Source organism: Streptomyces sp. NPDC059816 (assembly GCF_042732055.1).
In the GTDB taxonomy this organism is placed as follows: Bacteria; Actinomycetota; Actinomycetes; order Streptomycetales; family Streptomycetaceae; genus Streptomyces.
Genome location: NZ_JBHWIQ010000011.1, coordinates 70,385 through 88,202, shown reverse-complemented (window position 1 = coordinate 88,202; position 17,818 = coordinate 70,385). Strand labels below are relative to the sequence as shown.

Genomic DNA, 17,818 nt, shown 5'->3' with positions numbered 1-17,818 from the left:
TTGGGCGGCCGTGCGCCGCCCCGGCGGACGGCCCCCACCCGCACCCGGGGGTCGGGTGCGGACGGTCACGACCGTCCGCACCGGACTCCTCCTCGTCCGCCGCCGGTGGTCAGTCGGCACGGACGCGTCGGCGGTCAGCCGGCAGCGAGCCGCTCGGCGGCCCGTTCCCCCCGCCTGCCCACCGGGACCGTCCCGCGGACCGCTCCGAGACCGAACTCGGGCATGTCCACGTAGATGTTCTCGTAGGAGCCGGCCGGAACCACGTACGTCTCGTGCCAGACCCCCACGCTCCCCTTGCCGTCCCGGACCCGACGGTTGAACGCGGCCCAGGCGGGCCGGTGCAGGGCGTCCGGTCGGGTCGCGTAGGCGAGCAGCTTCTCCTTCGACTCCCAGTACTGCACCGTGTACAGGACGCGCGGCCCGCCGAGCAGGGCCCGGAAGCCGAGCAGCCCGGAGTCCGAGTCCGCGGCCAGCTCCTTGAGCATGGCGGGCATCGCCCGCACCGCGGGCAGCCAACTGCGCACGGCCCGGAAGTCGTTGATGCGCATCCCGATGAGGAAGACGACGACCTCCCCCTCGACGTCGGCCGTGACCCGCCCCTTGATCAGTTCGACACCCATGACGCGACCCCCGCACGATGGTTGGATAGTTTCACTATCTACACTTGGATAGTGTCACTCACCAATGGAAGGCGCAAGTGGAATGAGGCTGGCGGAGCTGAGCGCACGCAGCGGGGTGTCGACCGCGACGATCAAGTACTACCTGCGCGAGGGGCTGCTGCCGCCCGGCCGGCGGGTCAATGCGACGCAGTCCTCGTACGACGAGGGACACCTGCGCAAGCTGCGGCTGGTCCGGGCGATGGTCCAGGTGGGCCGGATGTCGGTGGCGACCGTGCGCGAGGTGCTGAGGACCGTGGACGACGAGTCGCTGGACCACCACACCCGGCTGGGCGTGGCGGTGAGCGCCCTGCCGCACGGCTCGGGGGAGCCGCCCGCGGCGGACCCCGCCACCGAGGAGGCGGCCCGCCGGGTGGCCGACGAGCTGTTGGCGGGCATGGGCTGGTCCCCGCTCCACGAGAACGGGACGGAGCTGCCCGCGTACCGGATGCTGGTGGCGGCGCTGACCCGGCTGGCCGGCTTCGGGTACCCCTGGGACGTCGAGCACCTCGCGCCGTACGCGCGGCTGGCGCGGCAGCTGGCGGTGACCGACCTGGACCACGTGGAGCGCTACGGGTCGCCCGAGGAGCAGATGGAGGCGGCGGTGGCCCTGACGGTGCTCTACGAGCCGGTGCTGCTGGGCCTGCGGCGGCTCGCCGACGTGATGGAGTCCCACCGACGCTTCACCGGGGCGCCCGGCGTGGCGGAGGGCTGAGCCCGCGCCGTGCGCCCGCCCGGGGCGGGCGCACGGCAAGAGGGCCCCACCCACCGGGTGGAACCCTCTTGCCGTACCTGTACCCCCGACCGGATTCGAACCGGCGCTACCGCCTTGAGAGGGCGGCGTGCTAGGCCGCTACACAACGGGGGCCTTGCAGATGAGCTCTGCGAGCTGGCCTACCAGGACTCGAACCTAAACTAACTGAACCAGAATCAGTCGTGCTGCCAATTACACCATAGGCCACAGTCGGTCACGATCACGTGGACCGAACGCGTACCCCCGACCGGATTCGAACCGGCGCTACCGCCTTGAGAGGGCGGCGTGCTAGGCCGCTACACAACGGGGGCCTGGCGATCCCACCCAGCCCGTGTGGGCCGGGTGATGTCACCGCCGGATCGATCGGGAGCTACCCGGCGATCATGCGGGATGGATCAGTACCCCCGACCGGATTCGAACCGGCGCTACTGCCTTGAGAGGGCAGCGTGCTAGGCCGCTACACAACGGGGGCTTTGCAGATGAGCTCTGCGAGCTGGCCTACCAGGACTCGAACCTAGACTAACTGAACCAGAATCAGTCGTGCTGCCAATTACACCATAGGCCACCGCGACGCAATCCCCTGCCGGGGATCTTGCTCGGTAGTGCGCTCCCCACCGGACCTCATCGGCCCGCTCGGGCGGCGCAGGAAGAACATTACCCGAAGGTGGACGGCGCTCCAAAACGGGTATCCCCGCGCAGCAGCGGGGGGAGTTCGGTGAGCGACGAGATCCGACACAGCCCGTCGGGCACCTCCTGCGTCCACACCCCGCGGTCGAGCCACACGGCGAAGAGGCCCGCCGCAGCCGCGCCCGCCGCGTCGATCTCGGGTTGGTCCCCCACGTACGCCACCTCGTGCACGGGCAGGCGCAGAGCGTCACAGGCGGCGTGGAACGCCCCGGCGGCGGGTTTGGAGACCCCGAGGTCGGCCGCGCACAGCACGGACTCGAAGCGGTCGCGGACCCCGAGCACGCGCAGCTTGCGGTCCTGGTTGTGGAGGCTGGAGTTCGACAGCACCGCGTGCCGGTGGCTGTCCGCGAGGGCGTCGAGCACGGGCAGCACGTCCGGGAAGAGGCTCCAGGCGTCCTCGTAGTAGGCCACGTAGCGGTGGAACCAGGCGTCGGCCGCGTCGTCGTCGAGCGGGGCGTCGAGGAAGATCCGGACCCGTTCGCGGCGCTGCCCCTCGAAGGTGAGCCCGCCCGCCGCGAAGCGCTCCCACTGGGCGTCGGTGACCTCCCGCCACAGCGCGAGGGCCTGCTCGGCGGTTCCGTACCGCTCCAGCAGGCCCTCGGCGCGCAGGTGCTGTTCCATGCCGGCGCGATCGGCCGTGGTGTAGTCGAAGAGCGTGTCGTCGATGTCCCACACCACGGCGCGAATGCTCATGCGCGCACGCTACCGGTCAGCCTCCGAGCTTCGACAGTGCGGCGTCGATGCGGGCCAGGGCGCGGTCCTTGCCGAGCACCTCCAGCGACTCGAACAGGGGCAGGCCCACGGTGCGGCCGGTGACGGCGACCCGGACCGGGGCCTGGGCCTTGCCGAGCTTCAGACCGTGCTCCTCGCCCGCCGCGAGGACGGCTTCCTTGAGCGCCTCGGGGCTGGCCCAGTCGGCGTCGACGAGCTTGGCCCGAGCCGTGCGCAGCAGCGCGTCGGAGCCCTCCTTCATCGCCTTCTGCCAGGACGCCTCGTCCTGGACGGGCTCCTTCAGGAAGAGGAAGTCGACGTTGGCGGTGATGTCCGACAGGACGGTCAGCCGGGTCTGGGCGTGGGGCGCGATGGCCTCCCACACGGCCTGGTCGAAGTCCTCCGGCGCCCAGGGCGCGTGCGGGGCCCGCAGCCACGGCTCGCAGCGCTCGGCGAAGGTCTTCACGTCGAGCAGCCGGATGTGGTCGGCGTTGATCGATTCGGCCTTCTTGAGGTCGAACCGGGCCGGGTTGGCGTTGACGTCGGAGATCTCGAACGCGGCGACCATCTCGGCCAGCGAGAACACGTCCTGGTCGGCCGAGAAGGACCAGCCGAGCAGGGAGAGGTAGTTGAGCAGGCCCTCGGGGAGGAAGCCGCGCTCGCGGTAGAGGTTCAGCGAGGACTGCGGATCGCGCTTGGAGAGCTTCTTGTTGCCCTCGCCCATGACGTACGGCAGGTGGCCGAAGTCGGGGATCGCCTCGGCCAGGCCCAGGCCGATGAGGGCGCGGTACAGGGCGACCTGCCGCGGGGTGGAGGAGAGCAGGTCCTCGCCGCGCAGCACGTGCGTGATCCCCATGAGGGCGTCGTCGACGGGGTTGACGAGCGTGTACAGGGGGGCGCCGTTGGCACGGACGATGCCGTAGTCCGGAACGTTCTCCGGGGTGAAGGTCAGTTCGCCGCGGACCAGGTCCGTGAAGGTGATCGGCTCGTCCGGCATCCGGAAGCGGATGATCGCGGTGCGGCCCTCGGCCTCGTACGCGGTCCGCTGGGCCTCGGTGAGGTCACGGCAGTGGCCGTCGTAGCCGGAGGGCTTCCCGGCGGCGCGGGCGGCCTCCCGGCGGGCGTCCAGCTCCTCGGTGGTGCAGTAGCAGGGGTACGCGTGGCCGGCCTCGCGCAGCTTCGCCGCCACGTCCGCGTAGACGTCCATGCGCTGCGACTGCCGGTACGGGGCGTGCGGGCCGCCGACCTCGGGGCCCTCGTCCCAGTCCAGCCCGAGCCAGCGCAGCGAGTCGAGGAGCTGCTCGTACGACTCCTCCGAGTCGCGGGCCGCGTCGGTGTCCTCGATGCGCAGGACCAGGGTGCCCTGGTGGTGCCGGGCGAAGGCCCAGTTGAACAGGGCGGTGCGAACCAGGCCCACATGGGGGTTGCCGGTCGGCGAGGGACAGAAACGTACACGGACGGGGCCGTTAACCACGCTGGATCACCTTGTTGGTGAGAGTGCCGATGCCTTCGATGGTGACGGCGACCTCGTCGCCGACGTTGAGGGGCCCGACCCCGGCCGGGGTGCCCGTGAGGATGACGTCCCCCGGGAGCAGGGTCATGGCCTCGGTGAGGTGCACGACCAGGTCCTCGATGGACCTGACCATGTCCTTGGTGTTGCCGAGCTGGCGCTGCTGGCCGTTGACCGTGCACTGGACGGTGAGGTCGCCGGCGGTCGCCAGGTCGATCCCGGTCTCGACCCAGGGGCCCAGGGGGCACGAGCCGTCGAAGCCCTTGGCCCGGGTCCACTGGCCGTCGCTGCGCTGGACGTCACGGGCGGTGACGTCGTTGGCGCAGGTGTAGCCGAGGATCACGTCCTTGACCCGCGCGCGGGGGACGTCCCGGCACAGCCGGCCGATCACCACGGCCAGCTCGGCCTCGTAGTGGACGTCCCGGGAGAAGGACGGGTACGCGACGGGGTCGCCGTGGCCGATGACGGAGGTGCTCGGCTTGAGGAAGGAGACCGGGGTGCTCGGAACCTCGTTGCCGAGTTCCGCGGCGTGGTCGGCGTAGTTGCGGCCGATGCCGATGACCTTGCTCGGGAGGACCGGGGGCAGCAGGCGCACCTGGTCCAGGGGGACGCGGGTGCCCGACAGTTCGAAGTCCGCGAACGGGATGCCCTTGATGATGTTCACGACGAGGCCGTCGGTGGAGCCGGGCGGGCCGTCACCCTCGACGGCGCCGAAGGCCACATGGCCGTCGATGGAGAACCTGGCGATGCGCACGGTGCCTTGCGCCCCTCTTGTTGCTGGCTGGAGATCGGGGGTCCAGGCTAACGCGGCTTCCCCGCGGAGCTCGGCGGCCACTCGCTGCCGCGCGATCGGTCCGACGCGGGGAAGGGCCTCCGGCCCGCGGGTGGTGCGCCCCCCTCGCCGGGGGGCGGGCCGGGCTCAGGCGGTCGGGGCGGCGGGCTCGGGGACCTCGGTGAGGATCGTGCGGCGCGGGTTGGCCGTCTGGGTCGGCAGGTCGAGGGAGTGCGTGGGGACCTCGGCCGGGCCGAGACCGCTGGCGTCCTCGAGGTGGGCCAACGTCGTACGGCGGGGGTTGGCGGTGGTGCGCGACGGCATCGTGGTCTTCATTTGGGGTGCGGACCCTGTCCTGGACTCGGGGCGCCGATTCACCGCCACGGGGCGCTCCCGGCGCGCGGGTTGTCATTTGTGCAATCGTTGTAAAGCGTCAGGCTAAACGCGCAATTCCCCGACGGGGGCCCGATAACGCCGAGGCGGGGGTGTGAGTTTGCTCACGAGTTGCTAGACATTTCCGGCATTTCACAGGGCGGCCCTTCATCCATGAAACGGACATTCATCACCTGAAGCGCCTATTCCGCTCCCGATCATGGCGACTAGGACACCCGGGCAACACTGGCACGTCACTGCGGTATGCCCGTTATGCCCCAGATGAGCTTCTACGTCCTGTCACGGGCGACGCACACCGCGTCACCGAAACCACGGCCTCACCCTCTGCTCTTGTTGGAGATCCTGCACTGTGCTGGAATTCCACGGACCGCCGCAGGAACCAGACCGGCGCACAGGGGGCGCAACGAAGCGCCGAGTGAGCGGCGGAACGAAGAACAGCGCCGGTCACTCACGACCACCACAGGGGTGCGGCAGCGCGCGGCGCCCCTGATTGACGCCGACACCGTCCCACCACTGCGTGGAGGGACGCCTGGTCCAGAGGTTGCGACGCTAGTGCAGGGACGTTTCAAGAGGGATGGCAGCGGTCCGGCGGAGCCGGAGCCGCGCGGCGGGACCGACCGTGGCTCCTCGCCCCAGCACGCCCAGAACCCGGGACCCGTATCCGTGGTCAGCAGCGGCGACGGCGCCGCCCGTCCGACCGCACCCGGCGGACACCCGGGACCGGCGGGACCGGGCGGCCAGCAGGAGGGGGTCCAGGGCCCCGGCGGCACCCCGCCCACGGCCCCGAAGCCGAAGGCCAAGGCCCCGACCGGCCCCGGATCGCGAATAGCGCTCCGCAACTGGCGGATCTCGACCCGTCTGGTCTCGCTGCTCGCCCTCCCCGTGGTCGCCGCGACCTCGCTGGGCGCCCTGCGCATCAACCAGTCGATGGACGACATCCAGCAGCTCGACAACATGAAGCTGCTCACCGACATGACCAAGCAGGCGACCGAGCTGGCCGCCGCGCTCCAGGACGAGCGCGACAACTCCGCCGGTCCGCTCGCGCACGGCGGCAAGTCGACCGACTTCGAGGTCAAGGGTCCCCGCGAGCGGACGGACCGCGCCCGCGACACCTTCCTCCAGGGCACCAAGGCCGTCGACGAGGCCCGGGACCGCGAGGGCCTCGAAGGCGTGCACTCCAGCGTCCTGACGATCTCCAGTCAGCTGAGCGACCTGAAGGAAACCCGCGAGAACGCGTACAAGGACCGCAACTCGTACTCGCAGACCATCGACCAGTACAGCTCGCTGATCGAGGAACTGCTCTCCCTGTCGCAGGACATGGCGCAGGCCACCAGCAACCCGGAGATGGTCCAGCGGACCCGTGCCCTCGCGGCGTTCTCGTCCGCCAAGGAGTACGCGTCCGTCCAGCGCGCGGTCATCGCCGCGGCCCTGCCCCCGAACAAGACGGACCGCGGCCGACTCACCGAGCTGGACCGGCGCTACGCGAAGAGCGTCGCCGACAAGGAAGACTCCGAGCTCAGCACCTTCCAGCAGATCTACGAAGGTGACGACGCCGAGCTGCTGAAGCCCATCGACAAGGGCCAGTCGACGATCAAGGAGGCGGCGGAGTACACCCGCCGTGTCCTGGCGACCGAAGGCGGGCTGCAGGCCGCCTCCAAGCGGTCGTACAAGGACTGGCTGGACGCCAGCACCACCAAGATCGAAGCGATGAAGAAGATCGAGCGGACGCTGCTCGGTGAGATGGAGCAGAAGGCCCGCGAGCTGCGCGACGAGTCGGAGCGCGGAGCGATCATCAGCGGTGCGCTGATCCTGATCGTCCTCGGCGTCTCGCTCGTCGGCGCGTTCGTGGTGGCCCGCTCCATGATCCGCTCGCTGCGACGGCTCCAGGACACCGCGACCAGGGTCGCCCAGGACCGGCTCCCCGAGCTGGTCAAGCAGCTGTCCGAGACCGACCCGCAGGACGTCGACACCTCCGTCGAGTCGGTCGGCGTGCACTCCCGGGACGAGATCGGCCAGGTGGCCGCGGCCTTCGACGACGTGCACCGCGAAGCGGTCCGGCTGGCCGCCGAACAGGCCCTGCTGCGGGGCAACGTCAACGCGATGTTCACCAACCTCTCGCGCCGTTCCCAGGGCCTCATCCAGCGCCAGCTCTCGCTGATCTCCGAGCTGGAGTCCCGCGAGGCCGACCCCGACCAGCTCTCGTCGCTGTTCAAGCTCGACCACCTCGCGACCCGCATGCGCCGTAACGGCGAGAACCTGCTCGTCCTCGCGGGCGAGGAGCCCGGCCGCCGCTGGACCCGTCCGGTGCCGCTGGTCGACGTGTTGCGCGCCGCCGCCTCCGAGGTGGAGCAGTACGAGCGGATCGAGCTGTCGTCGGTGCCGGGCACCGAGGTCGCCGGCCGGGTCGTCAACGACCTCGTGCACCTCCTCGCCGAGCTGCTGGAGAACGCCACCTCGTTCTCCTCGCCGCAGACCAAGGTCAAGGTCACCGGGCACGCCCTGCCCGACGGCCGGGTGCTCATCGAGATCCACGACACCGGCATCGGCCTCTCCCCCGAGGACCTGGCGGCGATCAACGAACGCCTCGCCTCGCCGCCCACCGTGGACGTCTCGGTCTCCCGCCGCATGGGCCTGTTCGTGGTCGGCCGGCTGTCCCAGCGGCACGGCATCCGCATCCAGTTGCGCCCCTCGGACTCCGGCGGCACCACCGCCCTGGTCATGCTCCCCGTCGACGTCGCCCAGGGCGGCAAGCGGGGACCGGTCGGCAAGCCGGGCATGCCCGGCGGTCCCGGCCCCTCGGGTGCTCCCGGCATCCCGCCCGGCGGTCCCGCCGCCGCACAGGCGTCGGCCGGTGCCGCCGCCCGCCGGGGCGGTCAGGGCCCCGCCGCCGGACGGCCCGGGGTGAGTGCTCCCCAGGGTGGTCCGCGCGCGGCGCTGCCGGGCCGGGACGGTGTCCCGCAGGGTCCCGGTGGACCGGGCGGTGCCATGCCTCCCGGCGCTCCGCAGGGACGTCCGGCACCCGCAGGTGCCGGCCCCTTCGGCCAGGGCGGCCAGGGTGCACCGGGCGGCCAGGGCGCGGGTCCGCACGGACTCCAGTCCACCGGGACGGGCCTGCCGGGTCGACCCGGCGCGCGTCCCCCGGGACAGCCCGGGCAGCCCGGACCGGGTGCGCCCGGCGGTCCGCGACCGGACGGTCACCCCAGCGGTGGCGGCTCCGGCCGCCCCGGTGGTGCCCCCACGTTCGACGGGTTCGGCAACCGCACCGGCGCCCGTCCGGCGCAGGGCGACGGCCGGCCCGAGCGCGGCGGCCCCGCACCGGACGGCCACCGTCCGCAGCTCCCGGCCCGCGGCGGCCCGCGGGCCGAACTGCCGGGCACCGGCGTTCCGCAGCCGACTCCCGGCTGGGACGACGAGGGCGCACGCCCCGCCGCCCCCCGGGCGAACGGCGAGGCCCCGCGGGGCCACGAGGAGCCCGGCGCGACCTCGCAGTTCCCCCGGTTCGACGAGTACCCGGGCGCCTCGCCCGCCGACACCTCGGCCTTCCCCCCGGTGGACGAGCGCCGCGGCGGCCCCGCCCCGGAGTTCAACCGGCCCGACGGCGACGCCCAGGTGTCCTCGCAGGACTTCGGCGCACCGCGCCCGGACCCCGGCCACCAGCGGCCCGGCGGCGGTCAGGACAGCCAGTTCGTCCGCTCGGACGTCTTCGGGACGCCGGCGGCCCCGGCCGCTCCGGCTCCGCAGGGGCCGGCCGACACCGGTCAGTTCCCGGTGGTCCAGCCGACCGCCTACGAGGACCGCACGCCGAGCGTCCCCGGTTACGGCCGGGGCCCGGCGGACACCGGCCAGTTCGAGCGCCCCGCCCAGGACACCGGCCCGTACGAGCAGCCCGCCCACGACACCGGCCAGTTCGAACGGCCGGCCCACGAGACGGGCCAGTACGAGCAGCCCGCCCAGGACACCGGCCCGTACGAGCGCCCCGTCCTGGACGGCAGCGGAACCGGTCCGTACGAGCTGCCGGCACAGGACACCGGCCAGTTCGAGCGGCCCGCCCACGACACCGGCTCGTACGAGCGGCCGGTACCGCAGTACGGGCAGGAGGCCCCCCAGGGGCCCGGTGCCGGGTTGCCCCCCGCGGGCCCGGGCGACGGCCGCACCCCGCTGTACGACACGTTGGAGACGGACTGGTTCCGCGGTCAGCGGGCCGCCGAGCAGCCGGTGGACGACGCCGCCCGCGCCGAGGGCCCCGGGCTCCCGGAGCGCCCGTCGCTGCCGGCCCGTGCCGAGGAGCACCCCGGTGCGCAGGTCGCCCCTGCGGCGGGTCCCGCGGCCGGCACCGGCTCCTGGCGGACCTCGCCCAACGACGAACTCGTCCGGCAGGCCGAGCGGGTGCGCCAGCCCACCGCGGGCGGCGTCACCACCTCGGGGCTGCCCCGGCGGGTACCCCGTGCGAACCTCGTTGCGGGCACGGCCCAGCAACAACAGCACCAGACCGGTCCGCAGGTCTCGCGCGCGCCCGATGACGTGCGTGGACGGCTGACCAATCTCCGAAGGGGCATCCAGCAGGGTCGACAGGCCGGCAACGGTCCGTCGACCGGCAACTATCCCCGCCCCACTCACCAGCAGGAGCACTAAGTTGAGCCCGATGAGCCAGGCGGCACAGAACCTGAACTGGTTGATCACCAACTTCGTGGACAACACCCCCGGGGTGTCCCACACCGTGGTGGTCTCCGCCGACGGACTCCTTCTGGCGATGTCGGAAGGGTTTCCGCGGGACCGGGCCGACCAGCTCGCGGCGGTCGCGTCCGGTCTGACCTCGCTGACCGCGGGAGCCTCGCGGATCTTCGAAGGCGGTACCGTGACCCAGACCGTGGTGGAGATGGAGCGCGGCTTCCTCTTCCTCATGTCGGTCTCGGACGGCTCCTCGCTGGCCGTCCTGGCCCACCCCGAGTGCGACATCGGTCTCGTCGGGTACGAGATGGCCCTGCTCGTGGACCGCGCGGGGTCGGTACTCACTCCGGACCTGCGCGCAGAACTGCAGGGGAGCCTCCTCCACTGAACCCGCCTTCCCGTCTCCCGCCCCGTCCGTCCCGTCCGACCCACTGCCCAGCCGATCGAACCGCCCCACTCACCGTCCGGCCGCCATTCGATCCCCCCACCGGCTCTGTCAGACGGCACGCAGACTCCCTGCTGTCCCGCCCGGAGGATTCATGACCCCGCCACCCGCCTCTCACGATCAGTACGGAGCCTCACACCACGCGCCGTACACGCAGGAGGGCGACCAGCCGCTGGTGCGTCCGTACGCGATGACCGGCGGTCGGACCAGGCCGCGGTACCAGCTCGCCATCGAAGCCCTGGTGAGCACCACCGCCGACCCCGCCGCGCTGATGGGGCTGCTCCCCGAGCACCAGCGGATCTGCCACCTGTGCCGTGAGGTCAAGTCGGTCGCCGAGGTCTCGGCGTTGCTGTCCATGCCCCTCGGGGTGGCCCGGATCCTCGTGGCCGACCTGGCGGAAGCGGGACTGGTGGCCATTCACCAGCCCGGCGGCGACGAGAACGCCGGTGGTCAGCCGGACGTGACACTGCTCGAAAGGGTGCTCAGTGGACTTCGCAAGCTCTGACTCGGGGGCGGCGCGCTCGACCACCAGCGCGAAGATCGTGGTGGCGGGCGGCTTCGGCGTGGGCAAGACCACGTTCGTCGGCGCGGTCTCGGAGATCAACCCGCTGCGTACCGAGGCCGTCATGACGTCCGCCAGCGCGGGAATCGACGACCTCACACACACCGGCGACAAGACCACCACCACGGTGGCCATGGACTTCGGCCGCATCACACTCGACCAGGACCTCATCCTCTACCTGTTCGGCACCCCCGGACAGGACCGCTTCTGGTTCATGTGGGACGACCTCGTACGCGGCGCCATCGGCGCCGTCGTGCTGGTCGACACCCGCCGCCTCGCCGACTGCTTCCCCGCCGTCGACTACTTCGAAAACTCCGGCCTCCCCTTCGTCATCGCCCTCAACGGCTTCGACGGACACCAGCCGTACACCCCGGACGAAGTGCGCGAGGCCCTCCAGATCGGCCCCGACGCCCCCATCATCACCACCGACGCCCGCCACCGCGCCGACGCCAAGAGCGCGCTCATCACCCTCGTGGAACACGCCCTCATGGCCCGACTGCGGTAGGCACCAAGTCATCCCCCGCCTACGGAAGTTGCCGTAGGCAAACGAGAACCCGCCGCACGGTCCGCGACGGTGGGTGACCGTGTTCATAACGTTTCGAAAGAGAATTGCGCCGTAGTCGCCACGTGTCGGAGTCACACGGTGCCGCTGCGCCACCAGAGCCCCGCCTTTTGGCGGGGCTCGCTCTTTATGACCGTTTTATCTGGGGTCCCACGGAGCCGGAACCCTCGCATCCGACTGTTTGGAATCGCACAGCCTGACGTGCTGGAATGCGCTGAACTGCCCAGTAGCCACGGGCAGCCCGGAGACGATGCGGCACAAGGATTGGTGCCGACGCCGAGAGGTTGTTGGTCGAGTGAGGCGAGGCAAGAGCACTCCCGAGCCGTCGGCGCGGGGCAACTTCACCCCGCCGCCCCGCGCGGCGGCGCCCTCGAACATATCCGCCGGACCCGCCCCCGCGGGCCGCTCCGGCGGACGGCTCTCGCCCCGCAACTGGCGCGTGCCGGCCCGGCTGAACGCCATCCTGCTCCTGCCCGTCCTGGTCGGACTCGTGATGGGCGGCTTCCAGGTCAAGGGGTCCGTCGACACCTGGCACGAGGCCGAGGACGCCGAGGCCACCGCCCGGCTCGTCCGGGCCTCCCTCACCTACGCCAACCGACTCATCGACGAACGTGACGTGACGGCCGCCCCCCTGCTCCGGGGACGCACCGACGACCCGGTGATCGCCCAGTCCCGGCGGGCGACCGACACCGCGGCCGAGGAGTTCGACGTCGCCGCCCGCAACATGCCGGACGACGCCGGCCTCAAGCGGCGCTTGGCGGCGTTCCGCACGGTGGAGGGCGACCTCACCGAGCTGCGCTCCGCCGCGTACACCAAGAAGCTGTCGGGGGTGCGCACCGAGGAGGGTTACGTCGAGGTCCAGCACCCCCTGATGGAGTTCGCCAACGAGCTCGGACTCGGCACCGGCAACATCACCAGCTACGGGCGGACCGTGTACGCCATCTCGCTGGGCAAGGCCGCGGTGTCGCTGCAACGTTCCGTCGGCATGCACATCCTGGTCGCGCCCGGCCCCGACGCCACCAGCCTGGACCGTCAGAAGCTGGCCGTCAGCAGCTACGCGTACTTGGAGGGCATCGCCCTGGACGAGTACGCCGGCGGCGGCACCCCCCAGGACATGGCGCGGCTGGAGGAGGTCACCGAGAAGGTCAAGTCGGACGCCAAGGCCCTGGTCGAGAAGGCCGAGGACGGGGCCGACGCGCGCGGCAAGGAGTACGTGCCCCCGCCGTCGACCACCGAGATGGTGGCCAAGATGGCCGCGCTGACCGGCACCGGGCGCGAGGCCCGCGCGGCACTCACCGAGGACGGCGTCACCGCCGACAGTTGGTGGGCGGTGAACACCCTCAAGTTCGACGGCTACCGCACCATCGAGGCCGAACTCGCCGACAAGGCGGTCAACGAGGCCGCCGAGATCGCGGACGGGGCCCGTCAGGACACCTTCCTCACCAGTGCGGCGATCGTGGTCGCCCTGCTCACCGCGTTCCTCCTGGCCGGGCTCATGGCCCGGCAGATGAGCCACTCCATGAGCCGGTTGCGCAACGCGGCCTTCGGCGTCGCCGAGCAGCGGCTGCCGATGCTGGTCGACCAGTTGTCGCGGGCCGAGCCGGGCCGGGTCGACACCCGGGTGGAGCCCATCCCGATCCACACGACGGACGAGATCGGCGAGGTGGCCCGCGCCTTCGACCAGGTGCACCGCGAGGCCGTGCGACTCGCCTCCGAGCAGGCCCTGTTGCGGGGCAACATCAACGCGATCTTCACCAACCTCTCGCGCCGCAACCAGTCCCTCATCGAGGGCCAGCTCACGCTGATCACGGAGCTGGAGAACAGCGAGGCCGATCCGGAACAGCTGGAGAGCCTGTTCCGGCTGGACCACCTCGCCACCCGCATGCGGCGCAACGGCGAGAACCTGCTCGTCCTCGCGGGCGAGGAACCCGGGAGCCGCTGGGACCAGCCGGTGCCGCTGATCGACGTGCTGCGCGCCTCCTCCTCGGAGGTGGAGCAGTACGAGCGCATCGAGCTGTCCGGGGTGCCCGAGGCGGACATCCACGGTCGCGCGGTCACCGACCTGGTGCACCTGCTGTCCGAGCTGTTGGAGAACGCGACGACGTTCTCCTCGCCGCAGACCAGGGTCAAGGTGACCGCGACCCGGCTGCCCGACGCCCGGATCGTGATCGAGATCCATGACAAGGGCATCGGTCTGACCACCGAGGACTTCGCGGACATCAACCACAAGCTGGCCAATCCCCCGACCGTGGACGCCGCGGTCTCCCAGCGCATGGGGCTGTTCGTGGTCGGTCGGCTGGCCGACCGGCACGGCATCCGCGTCCAGTTGCGTCCCTCGGGCGAGCAGGCCGGGACGACCTCCCTGGTCATGCTGCCCGACGCGATCACGCACGGGGGCGGCGACCAGCAGCCCGGTGACGTCCCGCCGGTCGACGCGGCGGGGAGCACCCCGCTGGCGCAGATGATCTCCGGACAGCCGGGCCGGGGCGCCGGCCCCCTGCGGACCGCCGCCGAGCTGGGGTTCGACGACAGCCGGTACCCGCAGGCACCCGACGAGGTCCGGGAACCGGACCCGGTTCAAGCGCCGCTCAGGTCACCGGAGCACGCGGTGTCCCCGGAGGGCGGGCCCGAGGGCGGCGTCCACCCGGGCGGTTCCGGCCACGACGGGAGCGTTCCGCAGCCCACCGCGTACGACCCGCACCTCCCCTACCCGCAGGACACCCCGGTCGGCTATCCGCCGCAACCGGTGAACGGGTACCCGCAGCAGCATTCCGACGCCTACGGACAGGTGTCCGGAACGTCCTACGAGGACCCCTTCTTCAGGTCGTCCGACGGCTATCAGGAACAGTCCCATCCGGAAGCCGACCGACAAGATCCGGACGGAATCGCGCCGGAACCTTTCGGCAGTTACGAGGCGCGGCCCCACCAGCCGGGGTGGCAGCACCAGAACGGCTCCCCGGAGGGCCTCCCGCAGGACCTCGCGGGGTATCCGGAATCCATACGGCCCGCTGACGCGGGTGCCGCGGAGCGCGTAGGCTTCGATCGTCCGGAACCGACCGCGGTCGCGGGTCATCCGCTGACCGGTGCCGGTCTACCCCGTCGTGGCTCCCCGTCGAGCGACGACGGTGCCACGGGCGCAGGCCAGCAGTGGCTGTCGGACGCCGGCCAGGACGTCGACGGACCCCAGCGGTCTACGTCGGGCGAGCGGCCGGTGGACGACGGGAGCGGGAACGGCGGTGACTGGCGCTCGGCCAACGACGACCGGTGGCAGCGCGCCGAACAGCTCCGCAGGCCCAAGGCCGACGGGGTCACCGCTTCCGGGCTGCCGCGACGGGTGCCCAGGGCCAATCTGGTCGAGGGCACCGCAGAGCAGACCCCGCAGGGCGGCCCGCAGGTCTCCCGCGCGCCCGAGGACGTCAGGGGCAGGCTCAGCAACCTGCGCCGGGGCGTCCAACGGGGGCGTCAGGCGGGAAGTGAGATGAACGGCCAGACCACTGGGGATGACCACAGTGGTTCTGGGAGCACCTACAACCAGGAGCGTTAGTGTGAGCCCGATGAGCCAGGCGGCACAGAACCTGAACTGGTTGATCACCAACTTCGTGGACAACACCCCCGGGGTGTCCCACACCGTGGTGGTCTCCGCCGACGGACTCCTTCTGGCGATGTCGGAAGGGTTTCCGCGGGACCGAGCCGACCAGCTCGCGGCGGTCGCGTCCGGCCTGACCTCGCTGACCGCGGGAGCCTCGCGGATCTTCGAAGGCGGCAGCGTGAACCAGACCGTCGTGGAGATGGAGCGCGGCTTCCTCTTCCTCATGTCGATCTCGGACGGCTCCTCGCTGGCCGTCCTGGCCCACCCCGAGGCCGACATCGGTCTCATCGGGTACGAGATGGCCCTGCTGGTCGACCGCGCGGGGTCGGTGCTCACTCCGGACCTGCGCGCCGAGCTCCAGGGGAGCCTGCTCAACTGAGCGGCGCCCACGGGAGGTTCCGGGAAGAGGGATACTTCCCGGACGGCATTCCCCTCACCGACGGTCAGGCGATGCGTAGGCACGTCCCGGAGTCGTAAGGTTTCGGGACGCGGCTCCCCACGGTTGGGTGCCCGGCACAGCAGGAGGAGGAAGAAGTGGCAACATCCCCAAGCGGTTCCCCGGGTCGCTGGTCGTACGGCCAGGAGCACGGCGAAGACTCGCGGAACCGGTACAACTTCCCCTCCACGCCGAGCAGTCGACCACAGCAACCCCTGCCCCAACCGCCCCAGCGGCCTCAGGGTCCCTCGCCCTACGAGTCGCACCGGCCGCGCGTACCCCGCGTTCCCCCCGTGTACCCCCAGCGCAGGTCACCCGACCCGGCGCCTGCGGGTTCCGCGAGCAACCCCCTCGTGCGTCCGTACGCCATGACCGGCGGACGGACCAGGCCGCGGTACCAGCTCGCCATCGAAGCACTGGTGAGCACCACCGCACAACCGCACCAGCTCCAAGGGCAATTGCCGGAGCACCAGCGGATCTGCAATCTGTGCCGGGAGATCAAGTCGATCGCCGAGGTCTCGGCGTTGCTGACGATCCCTCTCGGTGTGGCCAGGATCCTCGTCGCCGACTTGGCGGAGGCGGGCCTGGTCGCCATTCATCAGCCCGGCGGCGACGACAGCGCCGGCGGGCAGCCAGACGTGACATTGCTCGAAAGGGTGCTCAGTGGACTTCGCAAGCTCTAGCGGCGGATCCGCCCGGTCGACCACCAGCGCGAAGATCGTGGTGGCGGGCGGCTTCGGCGTGGGCAAGACCACGTTCGTCGGCGCGGTCTCGGAGATCAACCCGCTGCGTACCGAGGCCGTCATGACGTCCGCCAGCGCGGGAATCGACGACCTCACACACACCGGCGACAAGACCACCACCACGGTGGCCATGGACTTCGGCCGCATCACACTCGACCAGGACCTCATCCTCTACCTGTTCGGCACCCCCGGACAGGACCGCTTCTGGTTCATGTGGGACGACCTCGTACGCGGCGCCATCGGTGCCATCGTGCTGGTCGACACCCGCCGCCTCGCCGACTGCTTCCCCGCCGTCGACTACTTCGAAAACTCCGGCCTCCCCTTCGTCATCGCCCTCAACGGCTTCGACGGAAGTCAGCCCTACACCCCGGACGAAGTGCGCGAGGCCCTCCAGATCGGCCCCGACACTCCCATCATCACCACCGACGCCCGCCACCGCGCCGACGCCAAGAGCGCGCTCATCACCCTCGTGGAACACGCCCTCATGGCCCGACTGCGCTGATCGGTGCTCCGTACCGGGCGGGTGCGGAGCAGACGGAAGGAGCCGCACCGGTACGCATCCGGTGCGGCTCCTCCTCGTTGCGGACCCGTTAGGCGGCGCGCGTCCCGGGGCAGACGTGAACACATGGCCACCACCCCGGACGGACGCACCGTACCGCCGCCGCGCGGCGATGAACGCACCATGCTGGAGAGCTGGTTGGACCTGCACCGGGCGACCCTGGTGCTCAAGTGCGAGGGGTTGGACGACGCCCAGGCCCGCACGGCCTCGGTGGAGCCCTCCCGGATGACCCTGCTGGGCCTGGTGCAGCACCTGGCGGAGGTGGAACGCACCTGGTTCCAGCGGGTGTTCGCGGCCCGTGAGGTGCCGCGGGTCCACCCCGAGTCCGGTGCGGACGGGTTCGCCCCGGTGCCGGGGCTGACCCTGGAGCGGGCGCTCGCCGACTGGCGGGCCGAGGTCGAGCGGGGCCGGGCGCTGACCGCGGACGCCGGGCTGGACGACCTGGGCGTGCTGTCGACGGAGAACGCCCAGGTCGTCGGTGGGGAGGAGGTGTCCCTGCGCTGGATCCTGGTGCACCTGATCGAGGAGTACGCCCGGCACAACGGGCATGCGGACCTGCTGCGCGAGCGGGTGGACGGACGCGTGGGCGCCTAGGGGCCGGGGACGCCTGGCAGGACGCCGTCGGGCCCCCCCCCCGGGGGGGGGGGGGGCCCCCCCGCCGCCGCGCGGCCGGGGGGGCCCCCCCCCCCCAGCGGGGGGGCCCCCGGCGTCGTGTGGGGGCCCGACGCCCACAACCAGGAGGATGGACACACCAGAGCGCGGATCTTAGAG

15 protein-coding genes and 5 tRNA genes are annotated in these 17,818 nt (G+C 71.4%); 10 read left to right on the top strand and 10 right to left on the bottom strand.

Annotated elements, in window-relative coordinates; genetic code table 11:
- Positions 1-134: 134 nt before the first annotated feature.
- On the bottom strand, positions 135-620 hold the full coding sequence (locus tag ACFV88_RS16670) for a DUF4188 domain-containing protein (protein ID WP_385491435.1): 486 nt from the start codon (positions 618-620) through the stop codon (positions 135-137).
- A gap of 82 nt (positions 621-702) precedes the next feature.
- On the opposite strand from ACFV88_RS16670, the gene ACFV88_RS16665 reads away from it, so the two are divergent.
- Positions 703-1,371, top strand: a complete 669-nt coding sequence (locus tag ACFV88_RS16665) for a MerR family transcriptional regulator (RefSeq protein ID WP_385491432.1) — start codon at positions 703-705, stop codon at positions 1,369-1,371.
- A gap of 80 nt (positions 1,372-1,451) precedes the next feature.
- Here ACFV88_RS16665 and ACFV88_RS16660 read toward each other — a convergent pair.
- From ACFV88_RS16660 to ACFV88_RS16620, 9 genes are all read right to left on the bottom strand, one after another.
- Positions 1,452-1,524: transfer RNA gene (locus ACFV88_RS16660), tRNA-Glu, on the bottom strand.
- 21 nt (positions 1,525-1,545) lie between these two features.
- Positions 1,546-1,617 (bottom strand) — tRNA-Gln (locus ACFV88_RS16655).
- A 31-nt stretch (positions 1,618-1,648) separates the two neighbouring features.
- A tRNA-Glu gene (locus tag ACFV88_RS16650) sits at positions 1,649-1,721 on the bottom strand.
- Positions 1,722-1,809: 88 nt separating this feature from the next.
- Positions 1,810-1,882 (bottom strand) — tRNA-Glu (locus tag ACFV88_RS16645).
- Between the two features lie 21 nt (positions 1,883-1,903).
- Positions 1,904-1,975, bottom strand: a tRNA-Gln gene (locus tag ACFV88_RS16640).
- Between the two features lie 89 nt (positions 1,976-2,064).
- Positions 2,065-2,790 (bottom strand): HAD family hydrolase, encoded by a 726-nt coding sequence (locus ACFV88_RS16635; protein ID WP_385491431.1) that lies wholly within the window; start codon positions 2,788-2,790, stop codon positions 2,065-2,067.
- Between the two features lie 16 nt (positions 2,791-2,806).
- Positions 2,807-4,282 carry a glutamate--tRNA ligase gene (gene gltX, locus ACFV88_RS16630; protein ID WP_385491428.1) on the bottom strand — a complete coding sequence of 492 codons (1,476 nt, stop codon included), beginning with the start codon at positions 4,280-4,282 and terminating at the stop codon, positions 2,807-2,809.
- The gene (locus ACFV88_RS16625; protein ID WP_385491425.1) at positions 4,275-5,072 is read right to left on the bottom strand and encodes a fumarylacetoacetate hydrolase family protein; all 798 of its coding nucleotides are present in this window, start codon (positions 5,070-5,072) and stop codon (positions 4,275-4,277) included. Before ACFV88_RS16625 ends, gltX begins: the two co-directional genes overlap by 8 nt.
- Before the next feature lie 165 nt (positions 5,073-5,237).
- On the bottom strand, positions 5,238-5,426 hold the full coding sequence (locus tag ACFV88_RS16620) for a hypothetical protein (protein ID WP_385491422.1): 189 nt from the start codon (positions 5,424-5,426) through the stop codon (positions 5,238-5,240).
- 609 nt (positions 5,427-6,035) lie between these two features.
- Between ACFV88_RS16620 and ACFV88_RS16615 the strand changes: the two genes are divergently transcribed.
- The 9 genes from ACFV88_RS16615 to ACFV88_RS16575 all read left to right on the top strand — a co-directional run bounded on the left by ACFV88_RS16615 (position 6,036) and on the right by ACFV88_RS16575 (position 17,641).
- Positions 6,036-10,115, top strand: a complete 4,080-nt coding sequence (locus ACFV88_RS16615) for a nitrate- and nitrite sensing domain-containing protein (RefSeq protein ID WP_385491419.1) — start codon at positions 6,036-6,038, stop codon at positions 10,113-10,115.
- A gap of 10 nt (positions 10,116-10,125) precedes the next feature.
- Positions 10,126-10,539 (top strand): roadblock/LC7 domain-containing protein, encoded by a 414-nt coding sequence (locus ACFV88_RS16610; protein ID WP_385491416.1) that lies wholly within the window; start codon positions 10,126-10,128, stop codon positions 10,537-10,539.
- A gap of 151 nt (positions 10,540-10,690) precedes the next feature.
- Entirely contained in the window at positions 10,691-11,101 is a 411-nt protein-coding gene (locus ACFV88_RS16605) for a DUF742 domain-containing protein (RefSeq protein WP_385491414.1), read from the top strand.
- Positions 11,082-11,663: an ATP/GTP-binding protein gene (locus tag ACFV88_RS16600; protein ID WP_385491411.1), complete on the top strand. Its 582-nt coding sequence runs from the start codon at positions 11,082-11,084 to the stop codon at positions 11,661-11,663. The genes ACFV88_RS16605 and ACFV88_RS16600 overlap by 20 nt, the downstream gene beginning before the upstream one ends.
- 352 nt (positions 11,664-12,015) lie before the next feature.
- Entirely contained in the window at positions 12,016-15,264 is a 3,249-nt protein-coding gene (locus ACFV88_RS16595; protein WP_385491408.1) for a nitrate- and nitrite sensing domain-containing protein, read from the top strand.
- A 10-nt stretch (positions 15,265-15,274) separates the two neighbouring features.
- Positions 15,275-15,688 (top strand): roadblock/LC7 domain-containing protein, encoded by a 414-nt coding sequence (locus ACFV88_RS16590; protein WP_190151225.1) that lies wholly within the window; start codon positions 15,275-15,277, stop codon positions 15,686-15,688.
- A 155-nt stretch (positions 15,689-15,843) separates the two neighbouring features.
- Positions 15,844-16,428 carry a DUF742 domain-containing protein gene (locus ACFV88_RS16585; protein ID WP_385491405.1) on the top strand — a complete coding sequence of 195 codons (585 nt, stop codon included), beginning with the start codon at positions 15,844-15,846 and terminating at the stop codon, positions 16,426-16,428.
- Entirely contained in the window at positions 16,409-16,990 is a 582-nt protein-coding gene (locus tag ACFV88_RS16580) for an ATP/GTP-binding protein (protein WP_385491403.1), read from the top strand. The genes ACFV88_RS16585 and ACFV88_RS16580 overlap by 20 nt, the downstream gene beginning before the upstream one ends.
- 123 nt (positions 16,991-17,113) lie before the next feature.
- Positions 17,114-17,641, top strand: coding sequence for a DinB family protein (locus ACFV88_RS16575; protein WP_385491401.1), 528 nt, complete (start codon positions 17,114-17,116; stop codon positions 17,639-17,641).
- Positions 17,642-17,818: the final 177 nt, after the last annotated feature.